16 protein-coding genes are annotated in these 13,789 nt (G+C 35.0%); 10 read left to right on the top strand and 6 right to left on the bottom strand.

The window, feature by feature from the left end; translation table 11 throughout:
- Positions 1 to 49 precede the first annotated feature (49 nt).
- Complete coding sequence (locus J8281_RS04290; protein ID WP_210196356.1) at positions 50 to 1,963, top strand: acyltransferase family protein; 1,914 nt, start codon at positions 50 to 52, stop codon at positions 1,961 to 1,963.
- Positions 1,964 to 2,076: 113 nt separating this feature from the next.
- Complete coding sequence (locus tag J8281_RS04285) at positions 2,077 to 2,640, top strand: DNA-3-methyladenine glycosylase I (protein ID WP_210196355.1); 564 nt, start codon at positions 2,077 to 2,079, stop codon at positions 2,638 to 2,640.
- Positions 2,641 to 2,703: 63 nt separating this feature from the next.
- On the opposite strand, the gene aat is transcribed toward J8281_RS04285, so the two are convergent.
- The 3 genes from aat to J8281_RS04270 all read right to left on the bottom strand — a co-directional run bounded on the left by aat (position 2,704) and on the right by J8281_RS04270 (position 4,876).
- Positions 2,704 to 3,342, bottom strand: a complete 639-nt coding sequence (gene aat, locus J8281_RS04280; protein ID WP_210196354.1) for a leucyl/phenylalanyl-tRNA--protein transferase — start codon at positions 3,340 to 3,342, stop codon at positions 2,704 to 2,706.
- 270 nt (positions 3,343 to 3,612) lie between these two features.
- Entirely contained in the window at positions 3,613 to 3,990 is a 378-nt protein-coding gene (locus tag J8281_RS04275) for a DUF3127 domain-containing protein (RefSeq protein ID WP_210196353.1), read from the bottom strand.
- A 13-nt stretch (positions 3,991 to 4,003) separates the two neighbouring features.
- Entirely contained in the window at positions 4,004 to 4,876 is an 873-nt protein-coding gene (locus J8281_RS04270; RefSeq protein WP_210196352.1) for a flavin reductase family protein, read from the bottom strand.
- A 134-nt stretch (positions 4,877 to 5,010) separates the two neighbouring features.
- On the opposite strand from J8281_RS04270, the gene J8281_RS04265 reads away from it, so the two are divergent.
- Both J8281_RS04265 and J8281_RS04260 read left to right on the top strand, forming a co-directional pair.
- A complete protein-coding gene (locus J8281_RS04265) occupies positions 5,011 to 6,198 on the top strand; it encodes a HAMP domain-containing sensor histidine kinase (RefSeq protein WP_210196351.1) in 1,188 nt (395 codons plus the stop codon).
- Positions 6,199 to 6,419: 221 nt separating this feature from the next.
- Complete coding sequence (locus J8281_RS04260; RefSeq protein ID WP_210196350.1) at positions 6,420 to 6,791, top strand: hypothetical protein; 372 nt, start codon at positions 6,420 to 6,422, stop codon at positions 6,789 to 6,791.
- On the opposite strand, the gene J8281_RS04255 is transcribed toward J8281_RS04260, so the two are convergent.
- From J8281_RS04255 to ahcY, 3 genes are all read right to left on the bottom strand, one after another.
- Positions 6,788 to 7,198: a thioesterase family protein gene (locus J8281_RS04255; RefSeq protein ID WP_210196349.1), complete on the bottom strand. Its 411-nt coding sequence runs from the start codon at positions 7,196 to 7,198 to the stop codon at positions 6,788 to 6,790. The genes J8281_RS04260 and J8281_RS04255 overlap by 4 nt on opposite strands.
- A 2-nt stretch (positions 7,199 to 7,200) precedes the next feature.
- On the bottom strand, positions 7,201 to 7,590 hold the full coding sequence (locus J8281_RS04250) for an HIT family protein (RefSeq protein ID WP_210196348.1): 390 nt from the start codon (positions 7,588 to 7,590) through the stop codon (positions 7,201 to 7,203).
- A gap of 657 nt (positions 7,591 to 8,247) precedes the next feature.
- Positions 8,248 to 9,564 (bottom strand): adenosylhomocysteinase, encoded by a 1,317-nt coding sequence (ahcY, locus tag J8281_RS04245; protein ID WP_210196347.1) that lies wholly within the window; start codon positions 9,562 to 9,564, stop codon positions 8,248 to 8,250.
- 134 nt (positions 9,565 to 9,698) lie between these two features.
- Between ahcY and J8281_RS04240 the strand changes: the two genes are divergently transcribed.
- The 6 genes from J8281_RS04240 to arfB all read left to right on the top strand — a co-directional run bounded on the left by J8281_RS04240 (position 9,699) and on the right by arfB (position 13,788).
- Positions 9,699 to 10,340: a 4'-phosphopantetheinyl transferase superfamily protein gene (locus J8281_RS04240; RefSeq protein WP_210196346.1), complete on the top strand. Its 642-nt coding sequence runs from the start codon at positions 9,699 to 9,701 to the stop codon at positions 10,338 to 10,340.
- A gap of 81 nt (positions 10,341 to 10,421) precedes the next feature.
- Positions 10,422 to 10,682 carry a hypothetical protein gene (locus J8281_RS04235; RefSeq protein ID WP_210196345.1) on the top strand — a complete coding sequence of 87 codons (261 nt, stop codon included), beginning with the start codon at positions 10,422 to 10,424 and terminating at the stop codon, positions 10,680 to 10,682.
- Positions 10,666 to 11,298 carry a nicotinamide riboside transporter PnuC gene (gene pnuC, locus J8281_RS04230; protein ID WP_210196344.1) on the top strand — a complete coding sequence of 211 codons (633 nt, stop codon included), beginning with the start codon at positions 10,666 to 10,668 and terminating at the stop codon, positions 11,296 to 11,298. The genes J8281_RS04235 and pnuC overlap by 17 nt, the downstream gene beginning before the upstream one ends.
- The gene (locus J8281_RS04225; RefSeq protein ID WP_210196343.1) at positions 11,259 to 11,828 is read left to right on the top strand and encodes an AAA family ATPase; all 570 of its coding nucleotides are present in this window, start codon (positions 11,259 to 11,261) and stop codon (positions 11,826 to 11,828) included. The genes pnuC and J8281_RS04225 overlap by 40 nt, the downstream gene beginning before the upstream one ends.
- Complete coding sequence (locus tag J8281_RS04220; protein WP_210196342.1) at positions 11,825 to 13,390, top strand: DUF4301 family protein; 1,566 nt, start codon at positions 11,825 to 11,827, stop codon at positions 13,388 to 13,390. Before J8281_RS04225 ends, J8281_RS04220 begins: the two co-directional genes overlap by 4 nt.
- Positions 13,387 to 13,788, top strand: a complete 402-nt coding sequence (gene arfB / locus J8281_RS04215; RefSeq protein WP_210196341.1) for an alternative ribosome rescue aminoacyl-tRNA hydrolase ArfB — start codon at positions 13,387 to 13,389, stop codon at positions 13,786 to 13,788. The genes J8281_RS04220 and arfB overlap by 4 nt, the downstream gene beginning before the upstream one ends.
- The last annotated feature ends 1 nt before the right edge of the window (position 13,789 follow it).

Here is a 13,789-nt window from a genome sequence, read left to right as displayed (position 1 = left end):
TATATTTGTGCCGGGTATTGCCTCTCCCTAATCTCAAAAAGAGTAATTCATGAACAAAACCTTATTTTACCGAGCAGATATAGATGGTCTACGAGCTATAGCTGTTATTCTTGTCATTTTATATCATGCGGATTTATCCTGGATAGAAGGAGGGTATATAGGGGTAGACGTATTTTTTGTAATTTCTGGATATCTTATTACCAGTTCGATCAACAAAGAAATGCTAAACGGTGCGTTTTCTTTTAAAGCTTTTTATTTACGGCGGATACGAAGGATAATTCCTGTTTTGGTATTTGTTATGCTTGTGGTAACGCTTCCTGCATGTCTGTTTCTTTTTGCCAATGATCTCGAAAACTTTTCTAGAACGGTTTTGCACACCATGCTAAGCACCAATAACTTCTATCTATGGCTTAATGGCAAAAATTATTTTGTTGAGAATACCGAGGTAATTCCTCTACTTCATACCTGGTCTTTAGCTGTCGAAGAACAATTTTATGTGATATGGCCCCCTATTCTTTTGCTGATGCATCGTTTTCTTCACTCAACAAAAAGACTAGTATGTATCGTTTTATGTATCATAGCAGGATTAGGAATATCTGTATATCAAGCGTATTATGATCCTACAACAGCCTACTTTTTGTTACCGGCGCGATTGTTTGAACTTTCTATGGGCGCGGGTCTCGCTCTGTTTTGGGATAAAATTCCAAAAATAAGTACGCTCTATAACCATATAATTTCAAGTATTGGGCTTTTATTAATCATATCTTCAGGGGTGTTGCTGGATAATTCGAGCATATTTCCTGGCATGAATGCTTTATGGCCTTGCTTAGGTGCTGTCATGATTATTTTGGCGGGTAAGTCACAAGACAACGCTTTAGTTAACAGGCTATTAGCGATGAAGCCTTTAGTTACCCTTGGCCTATTATCGTATTCTATGTATTTGTGGCATTGGCCTATTTTTGTATTTATAAAATATTTGGGGTATGATCTCGATGTTCCTAAAATTATAAGTGCAATTACACTTACCATCGTACTCTCTTATTTTTCATGGAAGTATGTTGAACAACCTTTTCGATATCGCTTTACTTATCGCTTTTCTAAAACAATATGGGTTGTACTATTACCTTGTCTTTTTATCACAGGCACTATTTATGGTATACTCGATGCTAAAGATGGTTTCCCAGAGCGTCATCCCGAACTTACAGAGTTTAATAAAGATGAAAATTTCCCGAATAAAGTACGAAAACATTGTTTTGATACCTACGCAATAGGCAACGTAGCGTATTGCAGCTTGGGTGTCAAAAAAGATACGCTAGACGGAATCCTAATTGGTGATTCTTTTGCAAATCATACCGCCGCTTTTATTGATGTGCTGGCCAAAGATGCAAATTTATATTTTCACGATAGTGCAGCAGGCGGATATCCTTTACTACACGATATAGATGATATTAGCGGTGAAAACGAACGCGATCCTCGATACGGATTAGAAAGATTGGCGTATGCACAGAAATTAGAAACGATTATTATTGCTACAAATTGGGAACGCTTTTATGACCCTGCTTCAAAAAACTATCAATTCGTACTTGAAACCCTCGCAGGACTGGTAGAAAGCAAAAAAAATATAATCATAATAGATCCTCTACGAGCGACTAGTGCCATGAATATACATAAAATGAAGATGTATAAAACTAAAGGAAATGCTTCAATTCTAAAAAAAGATATATTGATTCCTTTTTATGAGCGTCCGGAAACATATATCGTATACGAGATACAACGCAAATTTCCGTCGGTAACTGTTATCAATCTAAATGATGTGATGTGTGATGCACAATTTTGTGAATTTGAAATTAACGGAAGTATCATTTATCGCAACGGAAATCATTTGAATACCAGTGGAGCCGAGTTGATTGCGAGAAGATTTATCGAGGAAAAAGGAAATCCATTACATTTCCTAAAAAAATAAGGGCTAGATCCCGAATGCATCTAAGTTGTAAGGTTAGCCTACGGTTAATGACAGGTGTTGAAGTAATTTTACTAAAGATTAACAGAATTGTAATCTAATAAAACAAGATACATATGCAGAAGCAACGATGTGAATGGTGTTTAGGTGATCCCTTGTATGAAGCCTATCACGATAAGGAATGGGGCGTACCGCTACACGATGAACAATTATTATTTGAATTTTTAGTTTTAGAGACGTTTCAGGCCGGATTAAGTTGGATTACCATTTTACGAAAAAGAGAACATTTTAGACTTGCCTTTGATAATTTCGATTACCGCCTGGTCGCTCAATATAATGAACAGAAGAAGGAAGCGCTATTGCAAAATAAAGCTATTATTCGAAATAAATTAAAAATAAATTCTACAGTATCTAATGCGCAGAATTTTATGAAAATACAGCAAGAATTTGGAAGTTTTGATAGCTATATTTGGGATTTTGTGCAAAACAAGCCCATCGTAAACCGTTGGAAGCACCACAAAGATTGCCTTGCAACTACCGAAATCTCAAATCGAATAAGCAAAGATCTCAAAAAAAGAGGATTTAAATTTGTAGGTCCTACGGTAATGTATGCGTTTATGCAAGCTATTGGTATGGTTAATGATCACACGGTGGATTGCTTCCGGTATACCCAGGTGTAATACTCATTTTGGTGTAACCAGAGAGTATACAATAGTGAAATAGTGATAATTTTATGATCCGCACTATTGTAAATACGATAAAAATTCTTCTCTAGAAATTTCCCTGGCTCCCAGACTTGCTAAATGATCAGTATGTATTTGACAATCTATTAATGTTACGTTTTGTTGTCGTAACCAATCTACTAATTTTACAAAACCGTATTTGGAGGCATTACTAACTAGTGAAAACATACTTTCGCCACAAAACACTTTTTTATTGCGTAGCCAAACTCCGTAAAGACCACCTACTAGCCTCTCATCATACCACACCTCGACAGAGATTGCATGTCCTAATTCATGCAGTTGTATATAGGCTTCTTGCATCTCATTGGTAATCCAGGTATCGTCTTGATCTTTTCTTTTTACATGAGCGCACTGCCTGATCACACTTTTAAAATCCTGATTAAAGGTTACTTCAAAAGGATCTTTTTTAAGAAGTTGTTTCATGCTTTTGCTAATTTTGAGCTCTTTTGGAAATAAAACCATCCGTGGATCTGGGCAAAACCATAAGATAGGCTCACATGAACTATACCAGGGAAATATCCCCGAATGATACGCTTTTAATAACCTGGATATTGATAGGTCACCGCCAATAGCCAATAATCCATTCGTGTCTGCACAATAAGCGGGAGGAAACCAAATAGCAGCTGTGAGTAAGTACAAAATATAGGCTTATTAATTATATTGAATCGGGTCTGAATCCGTTCATTAAGTTAAATATCAATCAGTTGTTTGAATTGACCAAAAAAATCGCAATATTTGTTAAGACCTTTTAAGATAAATTTTGTTCATCATTGCTTTTTTGAGTTTTATTAAAAGGTTGACCTAAAACCACAATACGAAAAGTCCGATATACCCTATCGGACTTTTTACTTTTCTAAGTATAAATGCATTTAATTTACGGCTTATGCATACCGTTACTTGTATGTTGGTTTAGAATGGTAGATCGTCATGCTCTTCTTCAGAAAAATCTGTAGCTGGTTCAAAAGTATCTGCCGGTGGTGGGGGCACAGCTCCAGAAGCAGGCATTGCAGACTGCAAATTCTCTATCCGCCAGCCTTGTATGGCATTAAAATACTTCGTTTCTCCTTGTGGATTAACCCACTCGCGACCTCGAAGATTAATACCAATTTTTACATCCTGACCTACCTGAAAATTATTTAACAAATCACATTTATCTTGAATAAATTCTACCATAATGTGTTGTGGATATTGCTCGTCGGTAGTTACCACTATTTCTCTCTTTCTAAAACCATTGTTACCAAAAGTTTGCGTCTCGCCTATCATTTTTACTTTACCTTGTACTTCCATCGCTGCTGTGTTATTATGTTGCTGATAAAATATTCCATGCTGTATCTACATCATCATGATCTAGATAATATTTGGCAAATTTATGAATTTCTGTCGGGTTTGCCTGCTCAATTTTAGCCTTTATATCCTCTCGATTATTAACAAAGCTAACCGCATCCTTTTGATCTGGTATTTTTTCTACGTTTGCAAGTTTACCCAGATCATTACCTGTTAATATGGAACTATTCTTAATATCCTCTGGTAACCCATCTACTCCAACCCCTAACGATCTAAGGGGTTTAGGCACCTCGAACATCCCTAAATTTGCTCTGGTATACCAATTCCCACCCATACGAGCTACCTGGTCAATTTTATGTTGATCGATGTTATCGTTTTGATCGAGAACATTTTTATGAATATGCATCAGTAGTACTTCACAAATAATAAGGTTTCCTGCTCCTCCTTCTTCGCCCAAGGCTATGATATCATTTACTTTACATTCGAACTGTACAGGAGATTCTCCTACCCGAAATGATTGTACCTTCTTTGAAGGTACCATGGTAAGCCCTGATTTTACAAACTCGTTCACACCAGTAGCATATTCTGTACTAGACAAAGACATTTGTTGTACAATGTCATAGTTTACAATATTTATAACTACTTCTTTGGTGTTTTTTGCATTCTCTAATGTGTGTTTAGTCGTATTATCTCTTACTCTTCGTGCTGGAGAAAATATGAGAATTGGTGGATTGGCACTAAACACGTTAAAAAAACTGAAAGGAGATAAATTAGGCTGTCTTTCGGCATCTATTGTGCTGGCAAAAGCAATAGGCCTTGGACCTATAGCTCCTAACATAAGACCATGTAATTTTCCGGTAGAAACCGTTAAAGGATCGATCGTAACCATAAATTTTTTTATATTGAACAAAGATAACTAAACTTTACCCGATATGAAATGGTAAGATGCCTTTCAAACATAGTATTGTAAGACAATAAAATTATCTAAAAACGTTATTATTAAGATTGGGTTAACATTTCTTTATGAATTTCTCTGACGAGCGTAACTTTTCAAGTTATTTTATTATCGTAGCTGTGGTAGTAATTACAGCTTTAATATTGTGGAGTACTTCTCTGTTTCTACAACGTCTTAAAGATGATGAACGTACGAAAATAGAGATTTGGGCGCAATCGCAAAGAGCGCTAAATAGCGAACAATCTGATGACTATCTAGAGCTATCCATATTAATTGGAGCAACAAACCGATCGATACCTATTATTATAACAGATGTTCAAGGCGATTTTATTAGAGATTCTATTGGCAAACCCGATCCAAGCTATTTTCAAAATGTATCTGAAAAATTAATAAATAATGAAAAGCGACTTAAATCTTTTCTCAATACATTAAAAGCAGAGAATAAACCTATAGAATTAGACTTAAAAGGCACCGTGCAATACATATATTATGGTCATTCAGACATTTTGAACAAGCTGAAATACTATCCTATTGCTATCGCTTTAATTTTATTCTTGCTCATAGGAGTTATTTATTTCTTTTTTACAACTTCAAAAGCAAGCGAACAAAACAAACTTTGGGCAGGTATGGCAAAAGAAACTGCGCATCAAATTGGCACCCCGTTATCCTCTCTGGTAGGATGGAACGAAATTTTGAAAGCAGAAAATGTAAATCCTGAATATATTACCGAAATAGAAAAAGACATTGCTAGATTAAAGGTAATTACAGAACGTTTTTCTAAAATTGGATCAATTCCTAACTTAGAAAAAGTTAATATTGTTGAAGAAACAAGAGATGCCTACACCTATTTACAGTCTCGAAGCTCGAAATTGATTAATTTTTCCCTTGATTTACCTGATAAGCCTATATATGTCCTGCTAAATTCACAATTATATAGTTGGACTATAGAAAATCTGGTTAAAAATGCTATTGATGCCATGCGTGGAAAAGGAGATCTTCAAATTGGTCTTACCGATGATGCAAAACGTGTATTCATATACGTAAAAGATACTGGAAAAGGATTGCCCAAAGGAAAGTTTACCAAAATTTTTGAACCCGGATATACTTCTAAAAGTAGAGGATGGGGCTTAGGGTTGTCGTTAGCCAGAAGAATAATAGAAGAATATCACTTGGGACGTATCAAGGTACTTCGCTCTGAAATTGATAAGGGCACTACTTTTCAGATCACGCTTAGAAAATCTGAAGACGAAGACTAGGGTCTTTGTTTGTTGTAGTAGTAACGATATAGCACTGGTTTAACCTGTTTTGTGCATAGATGAAGTGATTTTTTATTGGCACTGCAGCACTACAGAAGTCAAAAATTATAGAATATAAGTGTAAAACAGCATTTATTTAGCAAATTAAAAAAAGTCTAAACCAGTTCATAACAATAATTTTTTCAAGCCGTTATAAATACCAGAAATTAAATTAACATATTGTGAAAAAAGAATACATTGTCCTTAAGGAAACTACATTGACCAATAACTGCCCTGAATGTTATGCAACCGACGGAATGGTACTTTCATTTAAACAAGAAAAACAAAAATCAAAATTTTGGATAAGAACAAAAAAAAATGTTTTAGAAAGTATAGTATGCGGTAAATGCGAAAATACTATTTATCCAGGACAATGGACTACAGATATTGAACGCGTATACGATTATCATAAGAAAACCATTGATTCGAAACCTGCATCCTTAAAGTTTACCGGTTTATTCTATGGTTTATTACTATTTGTGCTAGTCATTGTAGGGTTGGGATATTTGTATCTCTATCATCCTGATCTTTTAGGCGTGACAACATTGGTCTAATATTTTTCCATTACTTTTCTTAGATCATCTGTTATTTTAAAAGTTTTATCGGTATTGAAATCGTAACAAACCGCTACATCATGCCCTACTGCGCACAAAACATCATCATCGTTATAAAGATGATGATATAAGCCGAAACTAGAATTCTTAATAAATTCAACTTTTGTTTTAATCATAACATTTCCGGGAAAAAACAAAGGATGCTTGAAATCACAGCGTGTAGACACCAGCATGGGGCCTTTTTTGGTTGCTTCATATAATTTTGCTAAACCGGTTACATCCCAAAACTGAACTCTGGCACTTTGCATATATTTCATAAAGTTCACATTATTAACGTGCATATAGGTATCCATTTCACTCCAATCGATACGTAGTTTTAAAGATAATTTAAAGTTTGAATCTTGCATGGCTATACATTCGATTGAATTTTTAATGCCAATTCTTCAAATGCGGTTGCAGACATAGAAACTTTATGAGCAAATGTCATTTCTTTCATTTCATTTAAAGGAATGAGATGTACATGAACATGAGGAACTTCAAGCCCAACGACGGCCATTCCTATTCGCTTGCAGGATATGGTTTTCTTGAGAGCTTTGGCAATTTTTCGAGAAAAACGCATCAAACCGAGATACGTCTCTTCATCAAGATCAAATAGTTTGTCTTCTTCTTTTTTGGGAATACACAACGTGTGACCTTTTGCGTTAGGGTGAATGTCTAAAAAGGCATAAAAATTCTCATCTTCTGCAATTTTGTACGACGGAATTTCACCGTTAATAATCTTAGTGAATAGGGTAGGCATTTATCAAATTTTAGTTGGATTACAGTCGAAATATAGTTTATTTATTCGTGAACTTGACTTAACCCTTTCTTTTTGATCAAAAAATTAAACAAAGTTTAACCTTAAACCCGGATTATGTATTAGAATTTTTGAATATCCGTTTTACGTAATAAAGACATTTTTTAGCGTCATTCCGAATTTATTTCAAAATCTCATCATGCTTATAAACAACGATTTATAATGAGAACCTGAAACAAGCCTGTGCTGAACTCGTTTCAGTATTCAGGTTGACGGTTATATTTTATTCTTCATTACGGATATTCAATCAGAATTTATCGATTGTCCGTTATTATACCTAAAATTTAACTGAGAAGTCATTCTGAATTCATTTCAGGATCGCATTACGTTTATTTTCAGCACATTGAGATGAGAACCTGAAACAAGCCTGTGCTGAACTCGTTTCAGTATTCAGCTTGACGAAAACCGTTTAGGTTAAATTACGGATATTCGTATACCAAAATAAGGTAATGCATCATACTGATAATGCAAAAGTGATTTTTCTTTAGTTGAAGCCGTGAAACAGCTGATTGAAATTGAAATAAAGACAAAAAAACTGTCTGAAAAGTAATGACGACCACTTTTCAGACAGTTTTGTATACAAACGATAGCTATTGAAACTTAATATCTATAATACTCTGGTTTAAAAGGTCCTTCAACCGTTACACCGATGTAATCTGCTTGTTCTTGCCTTAATGTTTCTAATTCTGCTCCAAGGCGAGCTAAGTGTAATTTAGCTACTTTTTCATCGAGATGCTTAGGGAGCATGTATACTTCATTCTTATAATTTTTGGCATTGTTCCAAAGTTCAATTTGTGCAAGCGTTTGATTGGTAAATGAATTACTCATTACAAAACTTGGGTGCCCTGTAGCGCAACCTAGATTTACCAAACGTCCTTCAGCAAGAATAATAATATCTTTACCATCTACAGTATATTTATCTACCTGTGGCTTTATTTCGTCTCTGGTATTTCCATAGTTATCATTTAACCATGCCATATCGATTTCGTTGTCAAAATGACCAATATTACAAACAATAGCTTTATCCTTTAACGCTTTAAAATGTTGAGCTTGTACAATATCTTTATTACCTGTGGTAGTAATTACCACGTCGGCATTTTTGATTACCGTCTCAAGTTTTTTAACTTCAAAACCATCCATAGCCGCCTGTAAAGCACAAATAGGATCAATTTCGGTTACCGTAACAATAGATCCAGCTCCTCTAAATGATGCCGCAGTACCTTTACCTACATCACCGTATCCACAAACAACCACGCGTTTGCCTGCTAGCATTGTATCGGTTGCTCGACGAATGGCGTCTACAGCACTTTCTCGACAACCATATTTGTTATCAAACTTAGATTTGGTGACAGAGTCGTTAACGTTGATGGCAGGCATAGGAAGTGTTCCGTTTTTCATTCTTTCGTATAAACGGTGTACGCCGGTAGTGGTTTCTTCAGATAAGCCATTGATCCCATCTACCAACTCTGGATATTTGTCTAATACCATATTAGTAAGATCTCCCCCATCGTCAAGAATCATATTTAAAGGTTTTCTGTCTTCTCCAAAAAATAAAGTTTGTTCGATACACCAGTCAAACTCTTCTTCATTCATACCTTTCCATGCATATACGGGTATCCCGGCTTCAGCAATAGCAGCAGCGGCTTGATCTTGTGTAGAAAAAATATTACAAGAACTCCAAGTTACCTCGGCACCTAAGGCTTGAAGCGTTTCAATAAGAACCGCAGTTTGTATCGTCATATGTAAACAACCCGCAATACGCGCTCCTTTTAAAGGTTGTTCGTTTTTATACTCTTCACGAAGGGCCATTAGTCCTGGCATTTCGGCTTCCGCCAGTTCAATTTCTTTTCTTCCCCAGGCAGCTAACGAAATATCTTTTACTTTGTAAGGAACATAAGGTACTGTTTTGGTACTCATAGTAATTTAATTTATTGTTTATAAAGTGCATGTTAGTATATAGCACTAAATTATTTTATTTTCGTTCTCAGAAAAGAAGGTAATCCTACTTCATTTTCAGTTGGCAAAGGTACGCAATAACTTTAAGAATTTAAATGCCTCTTTACAAAACTATAACAATAGATGACCGCACTAATGTGCTGATTTGGAAGATTGAAGAAACCTATGCATCGTTGTGCAAAGGTATCGATTTAACCGAGCGTTGCCAGGCTCGAGTAGCTGGTATGAAATCTGAAATTCATCAAAGAGGCTTCATGTCTGTAAGACATTTGTTGGCGGTTATGGGATACACCGATCATGATTTATATTATGACGACAACGGGAAACCACACCTTGCCGATGGCAAATGTATTTCTATAACACATTCATTTGAGTTTGCTGGGATCATTATTAGTGATAGAGCGATAGGAATAGATATCGAAAAACAACGTGAAAAAATTCAAAGTATCGCACATAAGTTTACCAATACTTCTGAGCATAATTATTTTAACGAGCACCTACAAGACAACATTAGAGCTTTAACTATAATTTGGGGTGCCAAAGAATCTTTGTATAAATTATATGCCACGCCAGGACTCAGTTTTCAGGATCATATTACTATGTCTTCGTTTACACTTACCTACCCGATTGTTCATGCCACTGTTTGTTATAAAAACAAAAGCAATTCTTATGATTTAGCGTTCATCGAGTTTGAAGGGTATACCTGTGTTTATACCCTACCAACTCCCCAAGTTTAATACTATTTTATGAGATAAAACACGGCAAACACAAGAACAATATCTACCTTCGTATACACATTAACAAATTTCGTCTGCTCGATGCAAGTATCTATAGAATTAACGCTATCTCCTCTTCAAAATGATTATGAAGAACATATTATCGCATTTATTAAACGCCTAAGAGCGTCAAAATTTACGGTTTTGGAAAACCCGTTAAGCACTCAAATTTATGGAGAATACAATAAAGTCGTTCCCTTTGTAACCAAAGAGATCGAAACCGCATTTAGTGAACTAAACCATGTTTTGGTATATATGAAAATGGTTAAAAGTAATCGAAGTGATTATGAGCCCCACTTTTGAGTATCTCTTTGGTCAATATGCCGATTATACCTCTATTGATATCGCATTAGAAATTACCGCAGTTATTTTTGGTATTGCCAGCGCTTTATTTGCCTGGCATAATAAGGTTTGGGTATATCCTACAGGTATCGTAAGTACTGCGATTTATGTGTATTTGCTACTAAAATGGTCGTTGTTAGGTGATATGATGATCAATGGGTATTATTTTATAATGAGTATATATGGTTGGTATGTATGGACCCGAAAGATCGATGGAACCTATGTTGTCCCTATTACAAGAACTACTGCATTAGAGAAAATAGTAGCTGTTTTGATAGCTGTGGCTACTGTGATTTTTGTCTACATCGTATATATTACTTTTGACAAGTGGAATGACTGGACAGCCTATGTTGATACGTTAACGACTGGACTGTTCTTTGTGGGAATGTGGTTATTGGCGCGAAGAAAAATAGAAAATTGGATTTTTTTGATGATCGGAAATATAATTTCGATACCCTTATATTTTTACAAAGGATTTACATTTTCAAGTTTTCAATATATCATTTTTACCGGTATAGCAATTTTTGGATATCTGGCATGGAAGAAAAACTTAAACAACAACCTAGTAGCTGCTTAAAAATAGTTCTTTTTGGACCAGAATCTACAGGAAAAACCACACTATCAAAACAATTAGCCGTCTACTACGAATGCCAATGGGTACCTGAATATATGAGAATATATCTTCAGAAAAAATGGGATGAAGAGAAAAAGACATGTACGTATGAAGATATTTTGCCAATAGCTACAGGTCAAATGAAATTAGAGAACCGTCTCGCCCAAAAAACAAACAAAATATTGATTTGCGACACTAACCTTTTGGAACTTAAAGTGTATTCTGAAGTATATTATAAAGAAAAAGTACCTGAAATCTTACGTAAAATTTCGTTAGAAAATGTTTATCATTTATATCTTTTAACTTATATTGATACCCCCTGGGTGCCTGATGATCTTAGGGATAAACCCCACCATAGAGAAGAGATGTTTTTGAGATTTAAAAACTGTCTAGAACATTATAATCTTCCGTATGTAACTCTAAAAGGAAGTAAAACTTCAAGAGTACGCAAAGCAACACAAATTATTGACCAATTAAGAAAAGAAAAGAAGTGAATATAACAGATAAAGACATAGCACTCATCAAGTCTAAAGGATTAACGGTAGATAAAATAGTATCGCAGATTGAAATATTTAAGAACGGAATTCCGTTTGTACCCTTGCGAAGTGCAGCCACTCTAAATCATGGAATTCTAAAATTTACAGAACATTATCAATCTGAGTTAACAAAATTATACAATTCGAGAATTTCAAAATTAGAAACAATTAAGTTTGTTCCTGCTTCTGGTGCGGCTACTCGAATGTTCAAAGATTTATTTAAATTTCTGGATACTTATGACTTCAAAAAAGAAAGTCTCAACTCTTATACCAATCATGAAAAGGCAAATGCCATACGCCTATTTTTGATAGGCCTTGAAAAATTTCCCTTTTATGATACCGTTATGAGTGAGATTAAAAACGCATATCCAAAATTCGAATCTTTGTCTGAAGGGAGACAGCTTTATATTTTTGTAGAAACTATGCTGAAGGAAGCAGGGATGAACTATGGAAATTTTCCTAAAGGGCTACTTCCCTTCCACAAATACTCAGATAGTGTAGCTACATCTTTTGAAGAGCATCTGTATGAGGCAGCAGGATATAATACAAATCATAAAGGCGAATCTAAACTACATTTTACCATATCCAAGGATCATTTAGAAGGCTTTAAAGAAGAGTTTGACAGAATACGAAAAAAAGTTGAAGAGAAAACAAATACGCATTTTAGCATCACCTATTCGTTTCAAAAATCTGAAACCGATACTATAGCAGTAACCGAAAACAATGAGTTATTTAGAAAAGAAGACGGATCATTATTGTTTAGACCAGGAGGACATGGTGCACTTATAGAAAACCTGAACGATCTGGATGGTGATATCATTTACATTAAAAATATTGACAATGTCGTAGTTCGTAAATATCAGGATGAAGTAACAGGTTATAAAAAAATACTGGCAGGAAAACTATTAGAAATACAAGACGAAGTCTTTAGAATTTTAAATGGTCTTGATCAACAAAACCCTACTGAAGCAGAATTAAAGGATATTAAAAAATTTCTAGTACAACAACTTAATGTTACATTACCATTAGATTTTGATAAATTTTCAGAAAAGTATAAACTTCAATTTTTAAGAACATCTCTTGATCGACCAATACGGGTATGTGGTATGGTAATTAATGAAGGTGAGCCCGGCGGTGGACCGTTTTGGATAAAACAGGAAAACGGTAGATTAGCGTTACAGATTATAGAATCGCCGCAAATTAATAAAGATGATAGTAGGCAAAAGAATATTTTGGCCAGCTCTACACATTTTAATCCCGTTGATTTGGTATGCGGAGTTCGAAATTATAAAGGCGAAAAGTTTAATCTACTACAATTTATAGATCCAGATGCTGGTTTTATTACAAAGAAAAGCATGAATGGTCAAGTACTTAAGGCACTAGAACTCCCAGGATTATGGAACGGAGCCATGGCGAATTGGATTAGTGTCTTTGTTGAAGTTCCTATCACTACATTTAATCCCGTAAAAACAGTCAATGATTTACTCAAATCGGCGCATCAAGTAACTCTATTTTCGTGAACACTTCAACCATCATTAATGAGCTAAAGTTTAAAGCCATTCGAAGTTCGGGTGCTGGGGGCCAGCATGTTAATAAGGTTTCTTCAAAAGTCGAACTTAGTTTTGATATCGAAAACTCACAGGGGCTTTCACCAGATGAAAAACTACTTCTGTCTCAAAAGTTATCTTCAAAGTTGACCAAAACAGGAGTTTTATTAGTATATTGTGATGATAGTAGGAGTCAACATAGAAATAAAGAATTGGGTATACAAAGATTACTAGATACTTTAAAAGTAAACCTTCAAGTTCCAAAAAAACGTATGGCTACCAAACCCTCAAAAGCAGCAGTTGCTAAACGCCTGGATGCCAAACAAAAACTTGCACAGAAGAAAAATAATCGAAAAAAACCATTATTCTAGA

Source organism: Aquimarina sp. U1-2 (assembly GCF_017897595.1).
Taxonomy (GTDB): domain Bacteria; phylum Bacteroidota; class Bacteroidia; order Flavobacteriales; family Flavobacteriaceae; genus Aquimarina.
Note: the sequence above shows the minus strand (reverse complement) of the source record. Positions and strands in the feature narration are given on the sequence as shown.

Coding starts and splice junctions, on each gene's coding strand:
- J8281_RS04250 (WP_210196348.1), bottom strand. CDS start 7,590: ATGCCTACCCTATTCACTAAGATTATTAACGGTGAAATTCCGTCGTAC.
- J8281_RS04275 (WP_210196353.1), bottom strand. CDS start 3,990: ATGGAAGTACAAGGTAAAGTAAAAATGATAGGCGAGACGCAAACTTTT.
- J8281_RS04225 (WP_210196343.1), top strand. CDS start 11,259: ATGGAAGAAAAACTTAAACAACAACCTAGTAGCTGCTTAAAAATAGTT.
- J8281_RS04270 (WP_210196352.1), bottom strand. CDS start 4,876: ATGGTTACGATCGATCCTTTAACGGTTTCTACCGGAAAATTACATGGT.
- J8281_RS04265 (WP_210196351.1), top strand. CDS start 5,011: ATGAATTTCTCTGACGAGCGTAACTTTTCAAGTTATTTTATTATCGTA.
- pnuC (WP_210196344.1), top strand. CDS start 10,666: ATGAGCCCCACTTTTGAGTATCTCTTTGGTCAATATGCCGATTATACC.
- J8281_RS04285 (WP_210196355.1), top strand. CDS start 2,077: ATGCAGAAGCAACGATGTGAATGGTGTTTAGGTGATCCCTTGTATGAA.
- J8281_RS04255 (WP_210196349.1), bottom strand. CDS start 7,198: ATGCAAGATTCAAACTTTAAATTATCTTTAAAACTACGTATCGATTGG.
- J8281_RS04290 (WP_210196356.1), top strand. CDS start 50: ATGAACAAAACCTTATTTTACCGAGCAGATATAGATGGTCTACGAGCT.
- J8281_RS04240 (WP_210196346.1), top strand. CDS start 9,699: ATGCCTCTTTACAAAACTATAACAATAGATGACCGCACTAATGTGCTG.
- ahcY (WP_210196347.1), bottom strand. CDS start 9,564: ATGAGTACCAAAACAGTACCTTATGTTCCTTACAAAGTAAAAGATATT.
- J8281_RS04235 (WP_210196345.1), top strand. CDS start 10,422: ATGCAAGTATCTATAGAATTAACGCTATCTCCTCTTCAAAATGATTAT.